The 24,718-nt window shown below is 60.5% G+C and carries 16 protein-coding genes; 9 read left to right on the top strand and 7 right to left on the bottom strand.

Annotated features, from left to right (window positions below; genetic code table 11):
* Positions 1-210: 210 nt before the first annotated feature.
* Together smc and DJ564_RS10510 are read right to left on the bottom strand one after the other, a co-directional pair.
* A complete protein-coding gene (gene smc, locus DJ564_RS10515) occupies positions 211-3,699 on the bottom strand; it encodes a chromosome segregation protein SMC (protein WP_109628878.1) in 3,489 nt (1,162 codons plus the stop codon).
* Between the two features lie 2 nt (positions 3,700-3,701).
* A complete protein-coding gene (locus DJ564_RS10510) occupies positions 3,702-4,361 on the bottom strand; it encodes a GntR family transcriptional regulator (protein ID WP_109628876.1) in 660 nt (219 codons plus the stop codon).
* Between the two features lie 266 nt (positions 4,362-4,627).
* On the opposite strand from DJ564_RS10510, the gene xdhA reads away from it, so the two are divergent.
* The 4 genes from xdhA to guaD all read left to right on the top strand — a co-directional run bounded on the left by xdhA (position 4,628) and on the right by guaD (position 10,750).
* A complete protein-coding gene (gene xdhA, locus DJ564_RS10505; RefSeq protein WP_109628874.1) occupies positions 4,628-6,082 on the top strand; it encodes a xanthine dehydrogenase small subunit in 1,455 nt (484 codons plus the stop codon).
* Positions 6,075-8,474: a xanthine dehydrogenase molybdopterin binding subunit gene (gene xdhB, locus DJ564_RS10500; RefSeq protein ID WP_109628872.1), complete on the top strand. Its 2,400-nt coding sequence runs from the start codon at positions 6,075-6,077 to the stop codon at positions 8,472-8,474. Before xdhA ends, xdhB begins: the two co-directional genes overlap by 8 nt.
* Before the next feature lie 117 nt (positions 8,475-8,591).
* Entirely contained in the window at positions 8,592-9,437 is an 846-nt protein-coding gene (xdhC, locus tag DJ564_RS10495; protein ID WP_109628870.1) for a xanthine dehydrogenase accessory protein XdhC, read from the top strand.
* Positions 9,438-9,445: 8 nt separating this feature from the next.
* On the top strand, positions 9,446-10,750 hold the full coding sequence (gene guaD, locus DJ564_RS10490; protein ID WP_109628868.1) for a guanine deaminase: 1,305 nt from the start codon (positions 9,446-9,448) through the stop codon (positions 10,748-10,750).
* Between the two features lie 174 nt (positions 10,751-10,924).
* Here guaD and DJ564_RS10485 read toward each other — a convergent pair whose 3' ends face one another.
* A complete protein-coding gene (locus tag DJ564_RS10485) occupies positions 10,925-11,689 on the bottom strand; it encodes a GntR family transcriptional regulator (protein ID WP_109628866.1) in 765 nt (254 codons plus the stop codon).
* Positions 11,690-12,081: 392 nt separating this feature from the next.
* Between DJ564_RS10485 and DJ564_RS10480 the strand changes: the two genes are divergently transcribed.
* Positions 12,082-13,272, top strand: a complete 1,191-nt coding sequence (locus tag DJ564_RS10480) for a benzoate/H(+) symporter BenE family transporter (RefSeq protein ID WP_109628864.1) — start codon at positions 12,082-12,084, stop codon at positions 13,270-13,272.
* Between the two features lie 156 nt (positions 13,273-13,428).
* Here the strand turns inward: DJ564_RS10480 and DJ564_RS10475 are convergent, their stop codons facing one another.
* Positions 13,429-13,773, bottom strand: a complete 345-nt coding sequence (locus tag DJ564_RS10475) for a YggL family protein (RefSeq protein ID WP_007896965.1) — start codon at positions 13,771-13,773, stop codon at positions 13,429-13,431.
* Positions 13,774-14,007: 234 nt separating this feature from the next.
* Between DJ564_RS10475 and dacB the strand changes: the two genes are divergently transcribed.
* Positions 14,008-15,468 (top strand): D-alanyl-D-alanine carboxypeptidase/D-alanyl-D-alanine-endopeptidase, encoded by a 1,461-nt coding sequence (gene dacB / locus DJ564_RS10470; protein ID WP_109628862.1) that lies wholly within the window; start codon positions 14,008-14,010, stop codon positions 15,466-15,468.
* Between the two features lie 133 nt (positions 15,469-15,601).
* Here dacB and DJ564_RS10460 read toward each other — a convergent pair whose 3' ends face one another.
* Both DJ564_RS10460 and rlmKL read right to left on the bottom strand, forming a co-directional pair.
* Positions 15,602-18,004 carry a GGDEF domain-containing protein gene (locus DJ564_RS10460; RefSeq protein ID WP_109628858.1) on the bottom strand — a complete coding sequence of 801 codons (2,403 nt, stop codon included), beginning with the start codon at positions 18,002-18,004 and terminating at the stop codon, positions 15,602-15,604.
* Between the two features lie 141 nt (positions 18,005-18,145).
* Positions 18,146-20,416: a bifunctional 23S rRNA (guanine(2069)-N(7))-methyltransferase RlmK/23S rRNA (guanine(2445)-N(2))-methyltransferase RlmL gene (rlmKL, locus tag DJ564_RS10455; RefSeq protein ID WP_084318668.1), complete on the bottom strand. Its 2,271-nt coding sequence runs from the start codon at positions 20,414-20,416 to the stop codon at positions 18,146-18,148.
* Between the two features lie 532 nt (positions 20,417-20,948).
* Here rlmKL and rmf point away from each other — a divergent pair.
* Positions 20,949-21,164, top strand: a complete 216-nt coding sequence (gene rmf / locus DJ564_RS10450) for a ribosome modulation factor (protein WP_003223300.1) — start codon at positions 20,949-20,951, stop codon at positions 21,162-21,164.
* 320 nt (positions 21,165-21,484) lie between these two features.
* On the opposite strand, the gene DJ564_RS10445 is transcribed toward rmf, so the two are convergent.
* The gene (locus tag DJ564_RS10445; RefSeq protein ID WP_109635990.1) at positions 21,485-22,504 is read right to left on the bottom strand and encodes a quinone-dependent dihydroorotate dehydrogenase; all 1,020 of its coding nucleotides are present in this window, start codon (positions 22,502-22,504) and stop codon (positions 21,485-21,487) included.
* A gap of 231 nt (positions 22,505-22,735) precedes the next feature.
* On the opposite strand from DJ564_RS10445, the gene DJ564_RS10440 reads away from it, so the two are divergent.
* The gene (locus tag DJ564_RS10440; RefSeq protein WP_109628856.1) at positions 22,736-23,947 is read left to right on the top strand and encodes a CmpA/NrtA family ABC transporter substrate-binding protein; all 1,212 of its coding nucleotides are present in this window, start codon (positions 22,736-22,738) and stop codon (positions 23,945-23,947) included.
* A gap of 15 nt (positions 23,948-23,962) precedes the next feature.
* Complete coding sequence (locus DJ564_RS10435) at positions 23,963-24,538, top strand: ANTAR domain-containing response regulator (RefSeq protein WP_008146285.1); 576 nt, start codon at positions 23,963-23,965, stop codon at positions 24,536-24,538.
* Positions 24,539-24,718 lie beyond the last annotated feature (180 nt).

Below are 24,718 nucleotides of genomic sequence, written 5' to 3'. Positions count from 1 at the left end.
CTCGTAAACCGCTTTAAAACGTGGCGCCAACTCTATGTTCTGACAGGCGTTTTGCCCACGTATACGAAAAATTGACATTAAACTAGCACGACCAAAGGCAACTTTACACCGTCTGTCACACCGGCTTGCGCGAATATGTCGATTGGCCAGCAAGTCAAGACAGGTAAAAAAGTCCTACAGACCCAAAATACTTGCCCTACAAGCGCCGACTCAGGCCTCCACCATCGCCATCGCCTCCTCGACATCCACTGCTACCAGACGCGAGCAACCCGGTTCGTGCATCGTCACACCCATCAATTGTTCAGCCATTTCCATGGCGATCTTGTTGTGGGTGATGTAGATGAACTGCACCGTCTGCGACATCTCTTTGACCAACCGTGCGTAGCGTCCAACGTTAGCGTCATCCAGGGGTGCATCCACTTCATCGAGCATGCAGAACGGCGCCGGATTCAACTTGAAGATCGCAAAAACCAGGGCCAATGCGGTCAGGGCTTTTTCGCCACCGGAGAGCAAATGGATGGTGCTGTTCTTCTTTCCTGGCGGCTGCGCCATGATCGTTACCCCTGTATCGAGTAGATCTTCGCCCGTCAGTTCCAAATACGCGCGCCCTCCACCGAAAACTTTTGGGAAAAGAGCCTGTAAACCGCCATTGATCTGATCAAAGGTATCCTTGAAGCGGTTGCGGGTTTCCTTGTCGATCTTGCGAATCACGTTCTCGAGGGTGTCCAGTGCTTCCACCAGATCGTCATTCTGCGCATCCAGATAACGTTTACGCTCGGATTGTTGCTGGTATTCGTCGATGGCGGCCAGGTTGATCGCACCGAGGCGCTGAATACGCGCGGCAATGCGTTCGAGTTCTTCTTCGGCGTCCTTCTCGCTGGCCTCGGCGGTCAGCGTGGCGAGCACGCCATGCAGGTCGTAGCCGTCTTCCAGCAACTGATCTTCCAGCGTTTTGCGGCGCACGGTCAGGGCTTGCCATTCCATGCGCTGGGTTTCCATCTGCCCGCGGATCAACTGCGATTGCTGCTCGGCCTGGTTGCGACGTTTTTCCGCATCGCGCAATTCGCGGTCGGCGTCTTCCATAGCGATCTGCGCGGTCTTGAGTTCTTCGTCGACGGTCATGCGCTTGTCGAGCAACTCTTCGAGCTTGAGGCGCAACTCCTCCAGCGGCGCTTCGCCCTCCTCCAGATTGAGACTCAGTTGTTCGCGCTTCTCGGTCAGGCGTTCGGACTGCATCTCCAGCCGTTCCAGCGCCTGACGCGTCGAGTCATGTTGCGCCTTGAGCGAGCCGAGGCGTACCGCCAGTTGATGAGCGTGATCCTTATGCTGCCGGGCTTCCTGGCGCACCCGATCAAGTCGCTCGCGCAGGCTGTCGCGTTGGGCCAGCAGCAACTCACGCTGCTCGGTGTCCAGCGCCATGGCGTCGAGGGCTTCCTGCAATTGCAGACGCGCTTCGCCGATGTTTTCGTGCTCAAGCGCCCGTTGCTCGGCCAGCTCGGTGAGTTCTTCATCGAGGCGCGTACGACGCAACGTCAGTTGCTCAACCTTGGCTTTGCCGGCAGACAACTGGGCTTTCAATTCGCCTTGCTGACGCGCTTCGTCTTGCAGCAAACGACGCAGATGTTCGCGACCGTTTTCCTGCTGACGCTGCTGCGCCCGGAGGTTCTGAAGTTGGGTTTCCAGGGTTTCGACCGTGGCTTCGCGCTCTTCGCGTTCGATGCTCAGGCGCTGGATTTCCTGACCACGAGCGAGCACGCCGCTCTCCGCTTCGCTGGCCCGGCGCACACGCAGAAAGTATCGGCCGACCCAATAGCCGTCGCGACTGATCAGGCTCTGGCCGGCAGTCAATTGACTGCGCAGGGCCAACGCCTGCTCAAGACTTTCGACCGGTTTCACCTGCCCCAGCCACGGCGACAGATCGATCCGCGCTTCAACCTTGTCGAGCAGGCTGCCCGGCACGCGCACGCCATCGCTGGCCGGGCTGAGCAAACGCAAATCGCCCTGGGCGAAACCGGCCAGATCGAAATCGCCGAAGTCATCCACCAGCACCGCTTGCAGGTCGGCGCCGAGCACGGTTTCCACCGCCAGCTCCCAACCCGCTTCAACTTTCAAACCTTCGGCCAGACGCGGACGGTCTGCCAGATGCTGTTCGCGCAGCCATTCGGCGGTGCCGGTGCCCGGATCGAGCGCGGCTTGCTGCAAGGCTTCGAGGGACGCGAGACGACCGTTAAGGCGCTGTAAATCGCCTTGGGCCTGCTGCTGATTTTGCAAAGCCAACTGCAATTCCTGACGCAGTTGCTCAAGGCGCTCGACCTGGGCTTCTTCGCTGGCCTGCAAATCTTCTAGCGTCGCTTCGCTCGCGGCCAGTTGCTCGCTGAGTTCCATGATCGCGGCGTCTTCCGGGTCCGCCGAGAGCAGCGCGCGCTCTTCGCCAAGGCGCTTCTGGCGATCGGCCAGACGCTCCATGCTGGTTTCGAGTTGCTGAATGCGAGACTGCTGAACTTCGGATTGGCGGCGCGGCTCGGCGGCAGTCAGGTTGAACGTGTCCCACTGCTCCTGCCAGGCGTGCATGGTGGTCTCGGATTCTTCCAGCGCGGCGGCGGCTTCTTCGGCGGCGGCGCTGGTGACTTCCTGCTCCGGCGTGAGCATGTCCAGCTCTTCGCCGAGGGTCAGCAGCAAGGTGCGGTCGTGGCCCAGGTGCGATTCGGTTTCCAGGCGCGCGCGCTCGGCTTCTTTCAGATCATCCTGCAATTGCCGCAAGCGCTGCTGACCGTGCTGGATGCTCTGCTCGACCCGGGCGATGTCGCCGCCGACCGAATAGAAGCGTCCCTGCACCAGATTGAAGCGCTCTGACAGGTCATGGTGCCCGTCACGGAAGCGCTCGATAGCCGCATCGGCATTGCGCTGCTCGGCGACCAAGGCTTCGAAAGTGACTTCCTGATTGCCGATGATCGCTTCGCGCTGCCCGACCTGTTCGTTCAACGCCTGCCAGCGCAGGGCCGACAGCTGGGCCTTGAGCTGACGCTCCTCGCCTTTGTATTCCTGATACTTCTTGGCGGCCTCGGCCTGGCGGTGCAAACGCTCAAGCTGACGCTCGAGCTCTTCGCGCAGGTCAGTCAGGCGGGCCAGGTTTTCATGGGTGCGGCGGATACGGTTTTCGGTCTCGCGCCGACGTTCCTTGTACTTGGAGATGCCCGCCGCTTCTTCGATGAAGTTGCGCAGGTCTTCGGGCTTGGACTCGATCAGCTTGGAGATCATCCCCTGCTCGATGATCGAATAGCTGCGCGGGCCCAGGCCGGTGCCGAGGAAAATGTCGGTGATGTCACGACGGCGGCATTTGGTGCCGTTGAGGTAGTAAGTGGTCTGGCTGTCGCGGGTCACTTTGCGGCGAATGGAAATTTCCGCATAGGCGGCGTATTCACCGAGCAAGGTACCGTCAGAGTTATCGAACACCAGCTCGATACTCGCCTGGCTCACTGGCTTACGGCTGGTCGAACCATTGAAGATGACGTCGGTCATCGACTCGCCACGGAGGTTCTTCGCCGAACTTTCGCCCATCACCCAACGAACGGCGTCGATGATGTTCGACTTGCCGCAGCCATTGGGCCCGACCACTGCCGCCATATTGCTCGGGAAGTTCACCGTGGTCGGGTCGACGAAGGATTTGAACCCTGCCAGTTTTATGCACTTGAGCCGCACGCTTAAGCGTCCGTCAGGGCAGAAACCACCAGATCGCTGCTGCGCTGGGCATAGGCCGTCAGCACTTCGCGGATCTGCGGAAAGTCACGGGCCAGTACGGCCGCGAGCAAGCGTTCGAACAGTTCGAGGAACTCGCTCATCGACGCCTTGCGCTGGTCCAGGGCGAGGAAATACGCGCGACTCATGGCCGGCTGCAAGTTCTCGACGGTTTCCTGCAAGTACGGGTTGTTGGCAAACGGGTACGCGGCGCGCATCACGTTGAAGCTGTCGTCGACGAAGGTGCGGATGTCCTGCCGCTCGTAGCTCGCGGCCAGGCGCTGCTGGATCTGCACGAACGGCGCCATGTCGGCCTGGACCTGCCAGCCTTTGGCCACGGCATTGCCTAGCAGAATATAGAGCTCGCTCATCAGCGTGCACAGGCTCTGCACCTTATGGGCGGTGAGCTCGGTGACGTGGGCACCGCGTCGCGGCAGGATCGCGATCAGGTGGCGGCGCTCGAGGATCAGCAAGGCCTCACGGACCGAACCGCGGCTGACATTGAGGGCCAGCGTGACCTTCTGTTCCTGGATGCGCTCTCCCGGCTTCATTTCGCCACGAATGATGCGTTCGGCGAGGTGATGGGCGATTTGCTCGGCGAGGCTGTCCGGCGCCTTGAACGTCATGTGTGTCCTTCAAATTCTTCGATCTGCACAAGCGGCGCAGTGTAGCGCACATGAAGGGTCATGGCGGAGTGCCCACTCAGCGGTTTTTGGCACGAATCAAGCAAAAAGCAGGCTAACCCGCGAGGGTCAATAATGAAGGAACGAGTCGTTGATCGACAAAATGCTGTTTCCTGACCTTTAAGTCAGAAAATCATTGACCGCAAAGTCAGACCTGATAAATTCGGTCCAAGTCGGTTAACAACAATAATGAGTCTGCGAGGCCTTCCGTGATCCAGTTTTTACTTAACCAGGAACTCCGTAGCGAGCACGCCCTGGACCCAAACCTGACCGTGCTCAATTATCTGCGCGACCATGTGGGCAAACCCGGCACCAAAGAAGGCTGCGCCAGCGGTGACTGCGGCGCCTGCACCGTGGTGGTCGGCGAGCTGCAAACGGATGACGATGGCCGCGAACACATTCGCTATCGCAGCCTCAACTCGTGCCTGACGTTCGTGTCGTCATTGCACGGCAAACAACTGATCAGCGTCGAAGACCTCAAGCACCAGGGCGAACTGCACAGCGTGCAGAAAGCCATGGTCGAGTGCCACGGCTCGCAGTGCGGCTTCTGCACCCCGGGCTTCGTAATGTCGCTGTTTGCGCTGCAAAAGAACAGCGATCAACCCGACGCCCATAAAGCCCACGAAGCGCTGGCCGGCAATCTCTGCCGCTGCACTGGCTATCGGCCGATTCTGGCCGCCGCCGAACAATCCTGCTGCGACAAGCAAACGGATCAGTTCGACGCTCGCGAAGCCGACACCATCGCCCGCCTGAAAGCCATCGCTCCCACCGACATCGGCGAACTCAACAGTGGCGACAAACGCTGCCTGGTGCCGCTGACCGTGGCCGATCTGGCAGACCTTTACGATGCTTATCCACAGGCCCGGCTGCTGGCCGGCGGTACGGACCTGGCGCTGGAAGTCACCCAGTTCCACCGCGCATTGCCGGTGATGATCTACGTCGGCAACGTCGCTGAAATGAAACGCATCGAGCGCTTCGACGACCGCCTGGAAATCGGCGCCGCGACGGCCCTCTCCGATTGCTACGAAGCCTTGAAAGCCGAGTACCCGGACTTCGGCGAACTGCTGCAACGCTTCGCTTCACTGCAGATCCGCAACCAGGGCACCCTCGGCGGCAACATCGGCAACGCTTCGCCAATCGGTGACTCGCCTCCCCTGCTGATCGCGTTGGGCGCGCAGATCGTTTTGTGCAAGGGCGAAGTCCGCCGGACGATGGCGCTGGAAGATTACTTCATCGATTACCGGGTCACCGCGCGCCAGGAAAGCGAGTTCATCGAAAAGATCATCGTGCCGCGTGCCAGCGCCGAACAACTGTTCCGTGCGTACAAGGTTTCCAAACGCCTGGACGATGATATTTCCGCCGTCTGCGCCGCGTTCAACCTGCGCATCGAAAACGGCGTGATCGCCGACGCCCGTGTGGCGTTCGGTGGCATGGCCGCGATTCCGAAACGCGCCAACAACTGCGAAACCGTGCTGCTCGGCTCACCGTTCAACCACGCCACCGTCGAACGCGCCTGCGCCGCATTGGCCGAAGATTTCACGCCGCTCTCGGACTTCCGCGCCAGCAAGGAATATCGCCTGCTCAGCGCGCAAAACCTGCTGCGCAAATACTTCATCGAACTGCAAACGCCGCACATCGAGACTCGGGTGACCGCTTATGTCTAACCATCACGCCGTAGAGAAGACCCAGGCCGAACTGGCTGAACTGTTCGCCAAGGACCTGACCACCGGTGTCGGCCGCAGCGTCAAGCACGACAGCGCCGCCAAGCACGTGTCCGGTGAAGCGCAGTACATCGACGACCGCCTGGAGTTTCCCAATCAGCTGCACCTTTACGCACGCCTGTCGGACCGTGCCCACGCGAAAATTATCAGCATCGACACCAAGCCCTGCTACGCCTTCGAAGGCGTGCGCATCGTCATTACCCACGAAGACGTGCCGGGACTGAAAGACATCGGTCCGTTGCTGCCGGGTGATCCGCTGCTGGCGATTGATGACGTGCAATTCGTCGGTCAACCGGTGCTCGCCGTGGCTGCAAAAGACCTGGAAACCGCACGCAAAGCCGCGATGGCCGCGATCATCGAATACGAAGATCTCGAGCCGGTGCTGGACGTGGTCGAAGCGTTGCGCAAACGCCATTTCGTGCTCGACAGCCACACCCATCAGCGCGGCGATTCGGCCGGCGCCTTGGCGACCGCTGAACATCGTATTCAAGGCACGCTGCACATCGGTGGCCAGGAACACTTCTACCTCGAAACCCAGATCTCTTCGGTGATGCCGACTGAAGACGGCGGGATGATCGTTTACTGCTCGACGCAGAACCCCACCGAAGTGCAGAAGCTTGTCGCTGAAGTGCTCGACGTGTCGATGAACAAAATCGTCGTCGACATGCGCCGCATGGGCGGCGGTTTTGGTGGCAAGGAAACCCAGGCCGCGAGCCCGGCGTGCCTGTGCGCAGTGGTCGCGCACCTCACCGGCCAGCCGACCAAGATGCGCCTGCCACGCGTCGAAGACATGCTGATGACCGGCAAGCGCCACCCGTTTTACGTCGAGTATGACGTCGGCTTCGACAGCACCGGTCGCCTGCACGGCATCGCCCTGGAACTGGCCGGCAACTGCGGCTGCTCGCCGGACCTGTCAGCATCGATTGTCGACCGCGCAATGTTTCACGCCGACAACTCGTACTACCTGGGCGATGCGACCATCAATGGTCATCGCTGCAAGACCAACACCGCGTCTAACACTGCTTACCGTGGCTTCGGCGGCCCGCAAGGGATGGTCGCCATCGAAGAAGTGATGGACGCGATCGCCCGTCATCTGGGCCTCGATCCGCTGGCGGTGCGCAAGGCCAACTACTACGGCAAGACCGAGCGCAACGTCACCCATTACTACCAGACCGTCGAGCACAACATGCTCGAGGAAATGACCGCCGAACTGGAAGAAAGCAGCCAGTACGCCGAGCGCCGCGAAGCGATCCGTCGTTACAACGCGAACAGCCCGATCCTGAAAAAAGGCCTGGCGCTGACCCCGGTGAAATTCGGTATTTCCTTCACCGCCAGCTTCCTCAACCAGGCCGGTGCGCTCGTCCATGTGTACACCGACGGCAGCATCCACCTGAACCATGGCGGCACTGAAATGGGTCAAGGGTTGAACACCAAAGTTGCGCAGGTGGTGGCCGAAGTATTCCAGGTGGAAATGGACCGCGTGCAGATCACCGCCACCAATACCGACAAGGTGCCGAACACCTCGCCGACCGCTGCTTCCAGTGGTGCCGATCTCAACGGTAAAGCTGCACAGAACGCCGCTGAGATCATCAAGAAACGCCTCGTGGAATTCGCCGCGCGCCAGTACAAGGTCAGCGAAGAAGATGTGGAATTCCACAACGGCCATGTGCGGGTTCGCGATCACATCCTGACGTTCGAAGCGCTGATCCAGCAGGCGTATTTCGCCCAGGTGTCGCTGTCGAGCACCGGCTTCTACAAGACCCCGAAAATCTTCTACGACCGTAGCCAGGCGCGCGGTCGTCCGTTCTATTACTACGCGTTCGGTGCCGCCTGTTGCGAGGTGATCATCGACACCCTGACCGGCGAGTACAAAATGCTCCGTACCGACATCCTCCACGACGTCGGCGACTCGCTGAACCCGGCCATCGACATTGGCCAGGTCGAGGGCGGTTTCATCCAGGGCATGGGGTGGCTGACCATGGAAGAACTGGTGTGGAACAACAAGGGCAAGCTGATGACCAACGGCCCGGCCAGCTACAAGATTCCCGCCGTGGCCGACATGCCGCTCGACCTGCGGGTGAAGCTGGTTGAGAACCGCAAGAACCCGGAAGACACGGTGTTCCATTCCAAGGCCGTGGGTGAGCCGCCGTTCATGCTCGGCATCGCGTCGTGGTGCGCGATCAAAGATGCGGTGGCGAGCCTCGGTGACTACATGCATCAACCGAAGATCGATGCCCCGGCGACCCCGGAGCGGGTGTTGTGGGGGTGTGAGCAGATGCGGCAGTTGAAGGCGGCCAAAGCCGTTGAGGCTGAGCCGGAGTTGGCTTCGCTCTGATACCGAGGCGCGGCCAATCGCTAGCAGGCTAGCTCCCACATTTGGAATGCATTCCCTTGTGGGAGCTAGCCTGCTAGCGATGAGGCCCGAACAGACAACAGAAATGTTGAGGTGAATATGTACAACTGGATCGACGCCCTCGCCGACCTGCAATCCCAGGGTGAACCCTGCGTCTTGGTGACCATCATCGAAGAGCTCGGCTCCACGCCGCGCAATGCCGGTTCGAAAATGGTCATCAGCGCCACCCAGACCTTCGACACCATCGGTGGCGGGCACCTGGAATACAAGGCCATGCAGATCGGCCGCGAGATGCTGGCCAGCGGCAAACAAGACACGCACCTGGAGCGCTTCAGCCTCGGCGCCAGCCTGGGCCAGTGCTGCGGCGGCGTGACCGTGTTGCTGTTCGAACCGATGGGCCAGGTCCAGGCGCAGATCGCCGTGTTCGGCGCCGGCCATGTCGGCCGGGCACTGGTGCCGCTGCTCGCCAGCCTGCCCTGCCGGGTGCGCTGGATTGATTCGCGGGAAGCGCAATTCCCCGAACAGATCCCTCACGGCGTGCGCAAAATCGTCGCCGAAGAACCGGTGGATGAAATCGACAACCTGCCCGCCGGCAGCTACTGCATCGTCATGACCCACAACCACCAGCTCGACCTCGAACTCACCGCCGCGATCCTCAAGCGCAACGACTTCGCCTACTTCGGCCTGATCGGTTCGAAGACCAAACGGGTGAAGTTCGAACACCGCTTGCGTGACCGTGGTTTCGACAGCGCCGTGCTGCAACGCATGCGCTGCCCGATGGGCATCGGCGAAGTCAAAGGCAAGTTGCCTGTGGAAATCGCCATCTCCATCGCCGGCGAAATCATCGCCACCTATAACGCCAGTTTCGGCCAGCAAACCGCCAGCGCCGGATCATCGATTGCCAAACTGCTGCCTGCTTCACGCCGCAGCCAAGCCAACAGTTGAGAAATCACATGCCTTTGACTCGCAAAGCCTACCGCGCCGCCATCCTGCACAGCATCGCCGACCCTGCCGAAGTGGGCATCGAAGCCTCGTATGAGTATTTCGAAGACGGCCTGCTGGTGGTCGATAACGGCCAGATCAGCGCCCTCGGCCACGCCAGCGAATTGCTGCCGACCCTGCCGGCCGATATCGAGATCACTCATTATCAGGACGCGCTGATCACCCCGGGCTTCATCGACACCCACATTCACCTGCCGCAAACCGGCATGGTCGGCGCCTACGGCGAGCAGTTGCTGGACTGGCTCAACACCTACACCTTCCCGTGCGAAAGCCAGTTCGCCGACAAGGCTCACGCCGATGAAGTCGCGGACATTTTCATCAAGGAATTGCTGCGCAACGGCACCACCACGGCCCTGGTGTTCGGCAGCGTGCACCCGCAATCGGTGAATTCGTTCTTCGAGGCCGCCGAACAGCTGGACCTGCGGATGATCGCCGGCAAGGTGATGATGGACCGGAACGCACCGGACTACCTGACCGACACCGCCGAATCCAGTTACGTCGAAAGCAAGGCGCTGATCGAGCGCTGGCACGGCAAGGGCCGCTTGCACTACGCGGTCACCCCGCGCTTTGCCCCGACCAGCACCCCGGAACAACTGACCCTCGCCGGCCAGTTGCTGAGTGAATACCCGGACCTGTACATGCAGACCCACATCAGCGAAAACCTGAAGGAAGTCGAGTGGGTCAAGGAACTGTTCCCCGAGCGCAAGGGCTACCTGGACGTTTACGATCACTACCAATTGCTGGGCGAGCGCTCGGTGTTTGCCCACGGCGTGCACCTGTGCGACGACGAATGCGCGCGGCTGGCGGAGACGGGTTCAGCGATTGCGTTCTGCCCGACTTCCAACTTCTTCCTCGGCAGTGGCCTGTTCAACCTGCCGATGGCCGAGAAGCACAAACTCAATGTCGGTTTGGGCACGGACGTCGGCGGCGGCACCAGTTTCTCGCTGCTGCAAACGTTGAACGAGGCGTACAAAGTCATGCAGATGCAAGGTGCTCGACTGAGCCCGTTCAAATCGTTGTACCTGGCGACTCTCGGCGGTGCGCAGGCGCTGCGTCTGGAAGACAAGATCGGCACCCTGCAACCGGGCACCGACGCGGACTTCCTGGTGCTGGATTACAACGCCACGCCGTTGCTGAGTTATCGTTTGAAGCAGGCCAATAACATTGCCGAGACGTTGTTTGTGCTGATGACGCTGGGGGATGACCGGACTGTTCTGCAGACGTATGCGGCGGGTAATCAGGTGCATCAGCGCTAAAAGTTGCGCCCATAAAAAATCCCCCGTCGCTGTACAGCCCGGGGGATTTTTATTGCCTCTCAGTCCGCCATCGCGGGCAAGCCCGCTCCCACAGGATTTGTGGGGTTCACAAGATTTGCGTTACTGCGCAATCCTGTGGGAGCGTGGCTTGCCCGCGATGGGCGCGACGCGGTATCAGAGTTTGGCTGCCGGCCGCCCCGGCTTCTTGGTCTGCAACAAATGCGAGAACACCGCATGCAAATCATCCGACGCGCTTTCTTCGTCGAGGTTGAGTTTGCTGTCGATGTGATCCATGTGATGCATCATCAGGTTCACCGCCAACTCACCGTTGCGCGCTTCAATGGCGTCGATCAGTTGGGTGTGCTCGTCGTAGGAACAGTGGGAACGGTTGCCGCTCTCGTACTGGGCGATGATCAGCGAAGTCTGGGACACCAGGCTGCGCTGGAAGCTGATCAGCGGTGCGTTCTTCGCCGCTTCGGCCAGTTTCAGGTGGAATTCGCCCGACAGACGGATGCCGGCACCGCGATCGCCACGGGAGAAGCTGTCCCGTTCGTCGTCGACCATCTGCCGCAGCTCGGCAATCTGCTCGGCAGTGGCATGCTGAACCGCCAGTTCAGTGATCGCGCGCTCGACCAGACGCCGCGCGAGGAACACCTGACGGGCCTCTTCGACACTCGGGCTGGCAACGACAGCGCCGCGATTCGGACGCAGCAGCACGACGCCTTCATGGGCCAGGCGCGATAGCGCGCGGCGAATGATGGTGCGACTGACCCCGAAAATTTCCCCCAGCGCTTCTTCGCTCAACTTGGTGCCGGGCGCCAGACGCTGTTCGAGGATGGCCTCGAAGATATGCGCGTAGACAATATCGTCCTGGGTACCGCTGCGGCCGGCTTTGCCTGCTCGCGGTTGTTTCTTTAGGGGCTGCAACTGTTCGTTCATGGGCACTCGAGTCGGGAGAACTGCGGCGAATTGACCGTGACTGTAATACGGCACAGTGGGTCGCTGGCAAGTATCGCGTAAAAAACACCGCGATTGTACACAATGGATGGTGGCAACACGACTGTACGGCTGTTTGTCGCTTCTGCTGTATCGCAACGGTTGGTTACTTTTGAGTTTAGGCTTGAATCCATAAATTTGAGATCCGTACAAACTCAGTGGCGAGGGAGCTTGCTCCCGCTGGGCTGCGAAGCGGCCCCAAAACCAACCTGATCGCAGCTTCAATCAAAACGTGTCAGCAGGGTTTACGACGGCTTCGCCGCCGAGCGGGAGCAAGCTCCCTCGCCACAAAAGCCACGCTGAAGTCACCGTTAGCCATAAGGAACACCGCTGTCATGAACGACGCCACGCACACGCAGCTCCGCCCCTTGGCCGATACGTCACCGTCGGCGATCGTCGCCGGTTTCATTGCGATGATGACCGGCTACACCAGCTCCCTGGTCCTGATGTTTCAGGCCGGACAAGCGGCGGGCCTGACCAGCGGGCAGATTTCCTCGTGGATCTGGGCGATCTCGATTGGCATGGCGGTGTGCTCGATCGGCCTGTCCCTGCGTTATCGCACGCCGATCACCATCGCCTGGTCGACCCCAGGCGCAGCGTTGCTGATCACCAGCCTCGGCGGCGTGAGCTACGGCGAAGCCATCGGTGCCTACATCACTTGCGCAGTACTGGTGACCATTTGCGGCCTGACCGGCAGCTTCGAACGCTTGGTGAAAAAGATCCCGGCGTCATTGGCCGCAGCGCTACTGGCAGGGATTCTGTTCAAGATCGGCAGCGAAATTTTCGTCGCCGCGCAGCATCGCACCGGGCTGGTGCTGGGAATGTTCTTCACTTATCTGCTGGTCAAGCGCCTGTCGCCGCGTTATGCGGTGCTTGCGGCGTTGCTGATCGGTACCGCGCTGTCGGGGTTTATGGGGTTGCTGGATTTCAGCGGTTTCCATCTGGAAGTGGCGACGCCGGTCTGGACCACGCCGCACTTCTCCCTGGCCGCGACCATCAGCATCGGCATTCCGTTGTTTGTGGTGGCGATGACCTCGCAGAACATGCCCGGCATCGCCGTATTGCGCGCCGACGGCTACACCGTGCCCGCCTCGCCGCTGATCACCACCACCGGCATCGCCTCGCTGCTGTTGGCCCCATTCGGCTCCCACGGCATCAATCTGGCGGCCATCAGCGCGGCGATCTGCACCGGGCCGCATGCCCATGAGGATCGCAACAAGCGCTACACGGCGGCGGTCTGGTGCGGGATTTTCTACGGCATTGCCGGTGTGTTCGGCGCAACGCTGGCGGCGTTGTTCGCGGCGCTGCCTAAAGAGCTGGTGCTGTCGATTGCGGCGCTGGCGTTGTTCGGCTCGATCATCAATGGCCTGAGCATTGCGATGACCGAAGTGAAGGAACGTGAGGCGGCGTTGATTACCTTTATGGTCACGGCGTCGGGGCTGACGCTGTTTTCCATTGGCTCGGCGTTCTGGGGGATTGTCGCGGGGGTGTTGACGCTGGTGATTCTGAATTGGCGCAAGGCCTGAAAGACGCAGCCTCGTTTCACTCGACAGCTGCTACAGAGAGCGCATTCCAATGTAGCAGCTGTCGAGTGCAACGAGGCTGCGAGCTCTTGATCTTGCAGGCATAAAAAAACGGCGACCCTTGGGTCGCCGCTTCTTTTATGACATCAAGCTATGACATCAAGCTACCGGATTGATCGGCTTTTCCGGGTACCAGACGTCGATCAGCGGGCTGACGGTTGCTTCGGTCAGTTCGCTGCGGCCTTTGAGCCAGGCTTCAACAGCAGCGCGCTGCTCTTCGGACACCGAGCCACGTTTCTGCAGGCAAACCAGACCGAAGTCGTCGCCGCCAACATAGCCCAGACCGTTGGCTTCCATGGCTTCTTTCAGGAACGCGTCGAGGAAAGCATCAATGGCTTCATCAGCCAAATCTTCTTTGAAATCCAGGTTCAGTTCGAAACCCAGCTCTTGAAATTCATCGACGCACAGTTTTTTGCGCAGACGCTGGGAACGGTTAGTCGCCATTGGAACAATCCTCATAAGTAATAACGGGCGGCACTTTAGCAGTTTAAGCCGCTAATTGCCCGACTCTCTGGGGCGCGTCAGTGACCGTCGGTAAAAAAATTGCGGATTAGAGGGCCACGGCAAGGCACAAGCCGTTACACCTTGGGGCATAATGCCGACACTTTCATGACCACTGAGGGAATTTATCTTCATGCCCTCGCCTTTTTTCCCCTCGAATGCAGGGTTGTATTTCAGATGATCAAATCTTTACGTCCATTGTTGCTGGCCGGTTTCCTTCTTCCTCTGGCCTTCTCCGTTTCCGCCGCCACTATCAACACCGGCCTGACACCCAATGTCGAAAAGGCCCTCAAGGCCAGCAAGCTTCCGGACAACGCCTTGTCGCTGGTGATGATCCCGTTGAACGGTCCGGGCACCCCGACCATTTACAACGCGGACGTGTCGGTCAACCCGGCCTCGACCATGAAGCTGGTGACCACGTATGCCGCGCTGGAAATGCTCGGCCCGAACCACCAGTGGAAAACCGAGTTCTACACCGACGGCACCCTCAGCGGCGGCATCCTCAACGGCAACCTCTACCTCAAGGGTGGCGGCGATCCGAAACTGAACATGGAAAAGCTCTGGCTGCTGATGCGTGACTTGCGCGCCAACGGCGTGACGCAAATCACTGGCGACCTGGTGCTCGACCGCGGCTTCTTCGTGCAACCGCAACTGCCCGAGTTCAACGACGACGGCAATGACGACAACAAGCCGTTCCTGGTCAAGCCCGACTCGCTGATGGTCAACCTCAAGGCCCTGCGCTTTGTGGCGCGCAATGACAGTGGCCGGGTCCTGGTGTCGGTGGAACCGCCGATTGCCAGCATCAACATCGAGAACCAGGTCAAAGCGGTCAATTCCAAACAGTGCACCGGTGGCGTCCGTTACAACCCGGTGACCCAGCCCGATGGCAGCGTGACCGTGACGGTCGGCGGCCAGTTGGGCGATGGCTGCAGCTCGCAGACCTATCTGTCGCTGCTTGACCACGCGACCTACACCGCCGGGGCCGTGCGGGCGATCTGGAAGGAACTGGGCGGCAGCATTCAGGGCAGGGATCGTCTGTCTCCGACGCCGAGCAACGCCAAGGTGTTGGCCCGGGCTTACTCGCCGGATCTGGCGGAAATCATTCGCGACATCAACAAATACAGCAACAACACCATGGCTCAGCAGCTGTTCCTGAGCCTGGGCCAGAAATTCCGCACCGACGCCGACGGCGACGACGCCAAGGCTGCCCAGCGCGTGGTGCGTCAGTGGCTGGCGAAGAAAGGCATCACCGCGCCGCACCTGGTGATGGAGAACGGCTCCGGCCTGTCCCGCGCCGAACGTGTGAGCGCCCGTGAAATGGCGGCGATGCTGCAAGCCGCTTGGCGCAGCCCGTATTCCGCCGAGTTCATCAGTTCGATGCCGATTGCCGGCACCGACGGCACCATGCGCAAACGCCTGAAAACCACGGCGATGCGCGGCGAAGCCCACGTCAAGACCGGCACCCTGAACACCGTGCGCGCGATCTCCGGTTACAGCCGTGACGTCAACGGCAACACCTGGGCGGTGGTGGCGATCCTCAACGACAAGGCCCCGTTTGGCGCATCGTCGGTGCTGGATCAGGTACTGCTCGACCTGTATCGCCAGCCGAAAGTGCCGGAAACGGCCTCGGTGCTCTAACCCGCCCCTCCAAACACTGAAGATCATTGTGGGAGCGAGCTTGCTCGCGATAGCGGAGTATCAGTCAACATTGATATCGACTGACACACCCTCATCGCGGGCAAGCCCGCTCCCACAGGGTTTGCAGGTGGCTTTAGCTGGTTTGCGGCTCGACCCGATCCCGTCCCGCCTGCTTCGCCGCGTACACTCCTGAATCCGCCCGCAGCAACAGCGCATCCGCGCCCTCCCCGACTCGCCAGCTGGCAATCCCGAAACTCGCGGTCACGGTTCCTACGCCTTCGATCGGTGAACTGCGCAACCCTTGCCACAACTGCAAGGCCAGCACGTGAGCCTGTTCGGCATCGATGTCCGGGCACAACACCATGAATTCCTCGCCCCCCAGGCGGCAGAACACATCAGTACGCCGCAGACGATGGCCGATGCGCTCGCACACGGCTTGCAACACCCGGTCGCCCACGGCATGGCCATGCAGGTCATTGATGCGTTTGAAGTGGTCGATGTCGAGCATGATCACGGACAACTCGCCACCACCGCGCTCGACCCGGGCCATTTCGGTGGTCAGGCGCTCTTGAAAGTAGCGGCGGTTATGGATGCCGGTCAGCGAGTCGGTGATCGACAGCGCCCGCAGCTCTTCTTCCACCCGCTTGAGGTCGGAAATATCCGAGATGTAACCGTGCCAGAGCACGCCGCCGCCAGGCAGTTCCTCCGGGGTCGCCTCGCCGCGAACCCAGCGCAGGCCGCGCTGAGGCAGTTGCACTCGGTACTCCTCGCGCCACGGGCTGAGAGTGTCCGCCGACGCGCGAATCGAGGCACGAACGCGGGTCGTGTCCTGTGGATGAATCCGCGTGAAGATCGCTTCCGCGTTGAGCAGCAGCACGTCCGGTTCGAGCTCGTAGATCTCGCGAATCCCGTCGCTGGCGTAGATCACGCTGAAACGACCGTCGAATTCCATCTTGAATTGATAAATGCCACCGGGCACATGGGCACTGAGCTTTTTCAGCAACAGATCGCGCGCGGCCAGGGCCTCGTGAACGCGTTTGCGTTCGGTGATGTCGATGCAGACTGCCAGATGCCCGATCCACAGACCTTGCTCGTCGAGTAACGGGGTCGCCAGCATGTTCACGGTCAAATGGCTGCCGTCCTGACGGACCAGTGTCCATTCCCGCGCTTCGTGACCGCCCTCCTCTCCGCCTTCGACCAACATCGCCTGACAGGTCGGGATCGGCTTGCCATAGCGCGCACTCAACTCCGCCGCGCGAGTCACCAGCTCCCGGGGAAAGTGCAGGTTTTCCAGGGTCATGTGCCCGACCACTTCAGCGCTGGAGTAACCCAGCATCTGCTCGGCCCCGGCGTTGAAGGTGCTGATGACACCACGCAGGTCGGTGGCGATGATCGCCACTTGCGTCGCGGCATCCAGCACGCCGCGCAACTGGCCGTGAGTGCCGCGCAATTCCTGCTCGCGGTCGTGCAACTCCTGGGTGCGCTGCTCGACCATTTTCAACGCACGCTGGCGTTGGCTGACCAACACGTAGAGCAACGCACTGAGCAGCACACTGAGCAACCCCCCAAGCACCACCAGGCTGGTCACCGAGGAATGGTTGGCTTTCAGAAAGGCTTCGCTGGGTAATATGTCGACTTGATAGTCGTGGTCGGCCATACGCAACAAGCGTGTCGCAGATAATTCGCTGGGCGCTGCCGAGTTAAAAGACTCGTAAAGCACTTCGTGCTGGTCGTCGGTGGACAGGTCGAGGATGCGTACCGAGAGGTAGTCATAGCTGGCCTCCGGCAACCCGTCCGCCAGCAGCTGACGCATGCTGATCACAGCCATGACATAACCGAAGGGCTTGGCGGCCGGCGTCACCGCATCACTCTGACGCTTCACCGGCGCCACCAACAGCACACCCCGCGCATAGGCTGGCTCGATGCCGACCAGATGCATCGGTTGCGACACCGCCATGCTGCCCGATTTGTCGGCCCGATCAAGGGTGGCGCGGCGCAACGGCTGGGCAAACAAGTCGTAGCCGAGCGGCGAGCCGAGCCGGCTTCGGGTCTGGCTGTAGAGCACCGCCACGTATTCATCCCGCTCGGCGGCCAATTGCAGTTGGCCCTCGGCATTGAGCTCACGCAGGGTGAAGTCGCTCAACCCCTCGTCTTCGCGCACCTTGCGCTCGAACTCTGCCCGCTCGGCGCGGGTGACTCGCGCAGCGAATGAATACGCCTGAGTACGGTGCAGCAACGGTTGGGTGTAGCCGTCGAACTCCTCGCGGGAGACCGACTCGGAATTGGCGAAGAACCGGCGCAGGCCGTCGAGGCGCTGCTCCTGATCTTCGAAACGTTCTTCGATGCGGCTGTAACGTTCGCTGGCGAGCAGCTGGAAACGTTGCCGTAATTGATGGTGATACAGATTCAGCGTCGACCAGGCCAGCAATCCGGTAAGAATCCCGCCGACGAGCAATACCAGCAGCGCGACCAGCCAGGCCGAGACATCTTCGCTGATAAAACCCAGGATCTTGGGACGCACGGCGTGCAACGACATAAACGCAACTCAAAACGCCAGGTGCGGGAAAGCCCATTGGCCATGAGTTGAGTTATAGCTATTAGCCATCAATTTGACCAGCACAGAAAGAACCCAAGAGCCTTTAAAAATCAAGGCTCTGTGGATCCAATCACTGATCTGTCAACGGGCTGTGATTTTCCAGGCACGGTGGATCTTGCCATTACGGGCGAAATCCGGATCGATGGTCTGGGCGGTGATTTCTTCAACGGCATAACGCTCGGTGAGGTTTTCCTCGAGCGTGAACTTACGGAAGTTGTTGGAGAAATACAAAACACCGCCCGGTGCCAGGCGCGCCATGGCCAGGTCGATCAATTGCACCTGATCGCGCTGCACGTCGAAGATCCCTTCCATGCGCTTGGAGTTGGAGAACGTCGGCGGGTCGATGAAAATCAGGTCGTATTCGTCACGGCAGGCGTCGAGCCACGCCATCACGTCACCCTGCTCCAGGCGGTTCTTGTCAGAGAAACCGTTCAGCGACAGGTTGCGACGCGCCCAGTCCAGGTAGGTTTTCGACAGGTCGACGCTGGTGGTGCTGCGCGCGCCGCCCTTGGCCGCGTGAACGCTGGCGGTCGCGGTGTAGCAATACAGATTGAGGAAGCGCTTGCCGGCCGCCTCTTTCTGGATGCGCATCCGCATTGGGCGGTGGTCGAGGAACAGCCCGGTGTCGAGGTAGTCGGTGAGGTTGACCAGCAGCTTCACGCCGCCTTCGTTGACCTCGACGAACTTGCCCTGCGCTGCCTGGCGCTCGTACTGCTTGGTGCCGCTCTGACGCTCGCGACGCTTGACCACCACACGACTCTTGTCGATGTTCAACGCCTGGGGAATAGCGGCCAGGGCATCGAACATGCGCGCCGAGGCTTTTTCCGGGTCGATGGACTTCGGTGCGGCGTATTCCTGGACGTGGACCCAATCCTGATACAGGTCGATGGCCATGGAATATTCCGGCATGTCGGCATCGTAGACGCGGTAGCAATCAATGCCTTCACGCTTGACCCACTTGCCCAACGCCTTGAGGTTCTTTTGCAGGCGGTTGGCAAACATCTGCCCGCCTTCGCTCAAGCGCGGTTGCTCGATCACCACCGGGGCCGGTTTGATCGGGTTGCCGTTCTTGTTGTACTTCTCGTACTTGCCCGGCGCTACATCGTTGTCTGCAACTTCGACTTCCGCCTGCTCGCGCTCAACCTGACGCTGTTCCGGGGTGCGACGCTCGCCGGTGACGAACTGGTCCGGGGTAACTTTGATCAGCAGCAATTTGCACGGCAAGGCGCCGTTCCAGAACGAATACTGTTTGTGGCTGCGGATGCCCATGCGCTTGCCCAGGTCCGGCGCGCCGGTAAACACCGCCGCTTCCCAGTTCAGGCACGCCTGGCGCAGACGTTCGCCGAGATTCTGGTAGAGGTAGAGCAAGCTCGCCTCATCGCCCAGCCGCTCGCCGTACGGCGGGTTGCAGATCACCAGGCCTTTCTGGTTCTGGTCCGGACGCGGCTCGAACGTGCCGACTTCGCCCTGGTAGATCTTGATCCACTCGCTCAGGCCTGCACGCTCGACGTTGTTGCGGCCCGGTTGAATCAGGCGCGGGTCGGCTTCGTAACCGCGAATCCACAGCGGTGGCTTGGCCAGGCCGGCCGCAGCGCGTTCGGTGGCTTCTTCGTGGAGCTTTTTCCACAGCGCCGGCACGTGACCGAGCCAGGCGGTGAAGCCCCACTGCTCGCGACGCAGGTTCGGCGCCATGTCGGCGGCGATCATTGCTGCTTCGACGAGGAACGTACCGACACCGCACATCGGGTCAGCCAGCGCGCCACCATCGGCCGCAATGCGTGGCCAGCCGGAGCGGATCAGGATTGCGGCCGCGAGGTTTTCCTTCAGCGGCGCCGCGCCCTGCTGCAAGCGATAACCGCGCTGGTGCAGGCTGTGGCCGGACAGGTCGAGGGATAGAATGGCTTCGCCACGGTCCAGGCGCAGGTGAATGCGCAGGTCCGGGTTGAGCTTGTCGATGGACGGACGGTCGCCTTGCGGGGTGCGCAGCTTGTCGACGATGGCGTCTTTGACTTTCAAGGCGCCGAAGTGGGTGTTGTCGATGCCCGAGCCGTGACCGCTGAACTCGACGGCCAGGGTGCCGTCGTTGAGCATGTGGTCTTGCCACTCGATGTCGAGCACGCCGTGGTACAGGTCTTCGGCGTCTTTCATCGGGAAACGCTTGAGCACCAGCAGGACCCGGTTCGCCAGACGCGACCACAGGCACAGGCGATAAGCGGTTTCCATGGTGGCCATGCCGCGCACAGCCGAGGTGTGCTCACGCGCTTCTTCAAGGCCAAGCCCGACGGCTTCCTCGATAAGCAGGCCTTCAAGACCTTTTGGGCAAGTGAGGAAGAGTTCGAAACGATCGGACATGGTAATTCCAGAGCCTTTAGCTAAGTGAACCGGCAACGCATTGCCGGCCCGGTTTTCAATCAGGCGCTTTTCTAAAAGAGCGCCCGCGTGGCACGAAGGTGTGCCGTCCCACCTGTGCTGCTCAGGTTAGAAGAGCTTAGATGCACAGGCAGATAAAAAAGTTGATGCAACAAAATGTCATAAGCCGACCCTTCGTCGAATAGTCGTCCTGCTCAACAGGAGACATTCTCACTAAAGGATTAACTCCATCATCCTGCGGGGGGCCGATCATACAGGGCTTTGACCAATAAACACGGGACAAACATCGAGTTACTTATGGCGTTAGCATCTTTATGGTTACGTTCTTATGACAAAACGATCATTCCCTCGATGTGACGCATTGGTTAGAACTCAACACAGGTTGACGTCGCAACGGCGTCAACACCTTGGCTCGCGACGCCGGCAGCGAGCCCCAACGGCAGGAGTTTTTTTCTGCCAGACCTCAATTGAGGTCGACGCGATAAATACAGTCAACAAGTGAGGGCAACACCCTATGAGAAGACTTAAGCGTGATCCGTTGGAAAGAGCATTTTTGCGCGGATATCAATATGGCGTTGGTGGCAAATCCCGTGAGCTTTGCCCATTTACTCTACCGTCGGTACGCCAAGCCTGGATTAACGGCTGGCGAGAAGGACGCGGCGACAACTGGGACGGTATGACCGGCACTGCGGGAATCCACAGACTCAACGAACTTCACGCCGTCGGCTAACACAGGGCACAACACTCCGACACGACAATCTGATTACGTAACGACTTACCACGCACGCCCCATCCGGGCGGCGGGCTCCGGCCCAGGGGCACCTTCGAGGTGCCCTTTTTTATGCCTGTAAAAACACACACTGGGGAAATCGCTTTTGTGGTGAGGGGATTTATCCCCGTTGGGTCGCGAAGCGGCCCCAAACCCAGGCAACTCGGTGAATCAGTCAAAACTCATTGGCCGGATTTGCGACTGCTTCGCCGCCGAACGGGGATAAATCCCCTCGCCACAGAGAACTCACCTCAGCCCAGAAGCACTCTTGCCACAGGGGTTCAGCGCAGGGCGGCGATGGCGTCGACGGACTCGCGAATCAACGCCGGGCCTTTGTAGATGAAGCCGGAGTAGATCTGCACCAGGCTCGCGCCCGCGGCGATTTTCTCGGCTGCGTGCTTGCCTTCAGTGATGCCGCCCACGGCGATGATCGGCAAGCGCCCGGCCAGCTCCGCCGCCAGCACCTTCACGGTATGGGTGCTCTTCTCGCGAACCGGTGCGCCGGACAGACCGCCCGCCTCGTCACCATGCTCCATGCCTTCGACGCCCACGCGGCTCAGGGTGGTGTTGGTGGCAATCACCGCGTCCATCCCGGTGTCGATCAACGCTTGCGCGACCTGCGCGGTTTCTTCGTCGGTCATGTCCGGTGCGATCTTGATCGCCAGCGGTACATGTTTGCCGTGGCGCAACGCCAGTTCTGCGCGACGGGTCGCCAGATCAGCCAGCAATTGCTTGAGCGAATCGCCGAACTGCAGGCTGCGCAGACCCGGGGTGTTCGGCGAGCTGACATTGACCGTCACGTAGCTGGCGTGGGCGTAGACCTTGTCCAGGCAAATCAGGTAATCGTCGACTGCGCGCTCAACCGGCGTATCGAAGTTCTTGCCGATGTTGATTCCCAGCACGCCCTTGTACTTGGCCGCCGCCACGCGGGCCAGCAGGTGATCGACGCCGAGGTTGTTGAACCCCATGCGGTTGATGATCGCCTCGGCATCCGGCAGACGGAAAATCCGTGGCTTCGGGTTGCCCGGCTGCGGACGCGGGGTGATGGTGCCGATTTCGACAAAACCGAAACCCAACTGGGCAAAACCGTCGATGGCCGCGCCGTTCTTGTCCAGACCGGCCGCCAGACCCACCGGGTTCGGAAATTCCAGACCCATGACATTCACCGGCATTTTCGCTGGCGCCTTGCACAGCAAACCGTTGAGGCCCAAACGTCCGCCCGCGCCGATCAGGTCCAGGGACAGATCGTGGGAGGTTTCCGGGGAAAGTTTGAACAACAGCTGACGGGCCAGGGTGTACATGGGCGGTTTTGACTCGATTGGCGGCGAAATGAGGCGGCGATTATAGCCGGGCATCGCGGTCGCAAGCGAGGCGCACAACAAAATCAGCGGACGATGGCATATGCCTTGCACCAACACTGACATCAGCACTCATGCCAACGGCGGGATGAGTCGAAAGACAAAGGCGTCGTCACTTGGCCTTGCCCTGGCAAGCAGCCCGGTACGGCGCTTTTTTTTGGAAGGTGTTTAGCCATGAATGAAACCACAGCGGGCCCGTTGGCCTGGGTCAATGGCAGCGATGCCCCGGAAAAGACTGAAATCAACCTCGGCTTCATGGCCTTGAGCGACTGTGCCTCGGTGGTGGTCGCGGCCACGCAAGGTTTTGCACAGCCTTACGGCCTGACCCTGAACCTCAAGCGCCAGTCGTCCTGGGCCAACCTGCGAGACAAACTGGTCAGCGGCGAACTCGACGCCGCCCACAGCCTGTATGGCCTGATTTATGCCGTGCACCTGGGCATCGGCGGCGTGGTGCCGACCGACATGGCGGTGCTCATGGGCCTGAACCAGAACGGCCAGAGCATCAATCTTTCTCACGGCTTGCAGGCCTTGGGGGTGACCAGTCCTGAAGCACTGGACCGGCACGTGCACCAAAGTCGCCCAAAACTGACCTTCGCCCAGACATTTCCCACGGGCACCCACGCGATGTGGCTGTATTACTGGCTCGCGAGCCAGGGCATTCATCCGTTGCAGGACGTAGACAGTGTGGTGGTGCCACCGCCACAGATGGTCGCGCACCTGCAAGCCGGGCGCATCGATGGCTTCTGCGTCGGCGAGCCGTGGTCCGCCAGCGCGGTGAAACAGAACCTGGGGTTCACGATGGCGACGAGCCAGACCATCTGGCCCGACCACCCGGAAAAAGTCCTCGGCTGCACCCACGCCTTTGTCGAGCAATACCCCAACACCGCTCGGGCGTTGGTGATGGCGATCCTCGAGGCCAGTCGCTTCATCGAAGACGGCAACGAAAACCGCCGCAGCACCGCGAAGCTGTTGAGTGCGCCGCAATACCTCGATGCGCCGCTCGATTGCATCGAACCGCGCTTGCTCGGCGACTACGCCGATGGCCTCGGCAATCGTTGGCAGGACCCGCACGCGCTGCGTTTTCATGCGAACGGCGAGGTCAACGTGCCGTACTTGTCCGACGGCATGTGGTTCATGACTCAGTTCCGCCGCTGGGGTTTGTTGCGCGACGACCCGGATTACCTCGGCGTGGCCCGTCAGGTCCAGCAACTAGACTTGTACCGAGAGGCCGCCCTCGCAGTCGGTGTTGCCTGCGAGGGCCAGGCAATGCGCAGCAGCCAGTTGATCGACGGCAAAATCTGGGACGGCTCCGACCCGGCCGGCTATGCCCGCAGTTTCAAGCTGCATGCCATGAGCGAAAGCTCGCACCGAATCGCCAGCCGCTGACAGGAGACTGCGAATATGTTGCGTATCCTGCTGATCAACGACACAGCGAAGAAAGTCGGTCGCCTGAAAGCGGCGCTGACCGAAGCCGGGTTTGAGGTCATTGATGAATCCGGTCTGACCATTGACCTGCCCGCGCGCGTCGAAACGGTGCGTCCTGATGTAATTCTGATCGATACCGAGTCACCGAGCCGCGATGTGATGGAGCAAGTGGTGCTGGTTTCCCGCGATCAACCGCGGCCGATTGTGATGTTTACCGATGAACATGATCCCGACGTGATGCGCCAGGCGATCAAGTCCGGGGTCAGTGCCTACATCGTCGAAGGCATTCACGCACAACGCTTGCAGCCGATTCTCGACGTGGCCATGGCTCGCTTTGAAAGCGACCAGGCCCTGCGCGCCCAGCTCAACGCCCGCGACCAGCAACTGGCCGAGCGCAAGCGCATCGAGCTGGCCAAGGGGCTGCTGATGAAAATGAAGGACTGCAACGAGGAAGAGGCCTACACCCTCATGCGCCGCCAGGCCATGAGCCGGCAGCAGAAGCTGATTCAGGTGGCGGAGCAGATAATTGCCATGAGCGAATTGCTCGGCTGACCCCTCGCCACAAAAGCAGGGTGTTGGCACAGATCTGGCTAAGTAATCGTTACAGGTAACCAACGGCGGTTGCCCCACCTACGACAAAGACGTCGCTCACCTCATTTGCCCATGGCGAATCGGGTGGCGGCGTTTTTTAGTTTTGGCCCCAGAGATCGGGGCCGGTGGTGCGGCCGATGC

This window comes from Pseudomonas sp. 31-12 (assembly GCF_003151075.1).
Lineage (GTDB): Bacteria > Pseudomonadota > Gammaproteobacteria > Pseudomonadales > Pseudomonadaceae > Aquipseudomonas.
Note: the sequence above shows the minus strand (reverse complement) of the source record. Positions and strands in the feature narration are given on the sequence as shown.

Excerpts from the sequence above, each read along its gene's own strand:
- DJ564_RS10510 (WP_109628876.1), bottom strand. The coding sequence starts at position 4,361 with ATGACGTTCAAGGCGCCGGACAGCCTCGCCGAGCAAATCGCCCATCAC.
- xdhB (WP_109628872.1), top strand. The coding sequence starts at position 6,075 with ATGTCTAACCATCACGCCGTAGAGAAGACCCAGGCCGAACTGGCTGAA.
- xdhC (WP_109628870.1), top strand. The coding sequence starts at position 8,592 with ATGTACAACTGGATCGACGCCCTCGCCGACCTGCAATCCCAGGGTGAA.
- guaD (WP_109628868.1), top strand. The coding sequence starts at position 9,446 with ATGCCTTTGACTCGCAAAGCCTACCGCGCCGCCATCCTGCACAGCATC.
- DJ564_RS10485 (WP_109628866.1), bottom strand. The coding sequence starts at position 11,689 with ATGAACGAACAGTTGCAGCCCCTAAAGAAACAACCGCGAGCAGGCAAA.
- DJ564_RS10480 (WP_109628864.1), top strand. The coding sequence starts at position 12,082 with ATGAACGACGCCACGCACACGCAGCTCCGCCCCTTGGCCGATACGTCA.
- DJ564_RS10475 (WP_007896965.1), bottom strand. The coding sequence starts at position 13,773 with ATGGCGACTAACCGTTCCCAGCGTCTGCGCAAAAAACTGTGCGTCGAT.
- dacB (WP_109628862.1), top strand. The coding sequence starts at position 14,008 with ATGATCAAATCTTTACGTCCATTGTTGCTGGCCGGTTTCCTTCTTCCT.
- DJ564_RS10460 (WP_109628858.1), bottom strand. The coding sequence starts at position 18,004 with ATGTCGTTGCACGCCGTGCGTCCCAAGATCCTGGGTTTTATCAGCGAA.
- rlmKL (WP_084318668.1), bottom strand. The coding sequence starts at position 20,416 with ATGTCCGATCGTTTCGAACTCTTCCTCACTTGCCCAAAAGGTCTTGAA.
- rmf (WP_003223300.1), top strand. The coding sequence starts at position 20,949 with ATGAGAAGACTTAAGCGTGATCCGTTGGAAAGAGCATTTTTGCGCGGA.
- DJ564_RS10445 (WP_109635990.1), bottom strand. The coding sequence starts at position 22,504 with ATGTACACCCTGGCCCGTCAGCTGTTGTTCAAACTTTCCCCGGAAACC.
- DJ564_RS10440 (WP_109628856.1), top strand. The coding sequence starts at position 22,736 with ATGAATGAAACCACAGCGGGCCCGTTGGCCTGGGTCAATGGCAGCGAT.
- DJ564_RS10435 (WP_008146285.1), top strand. The coding sequence starts at position 23,963 with ATGTTGCGTATCCTGCTGATCAACGACACAGCGAAGAAAGTCGGTCGC.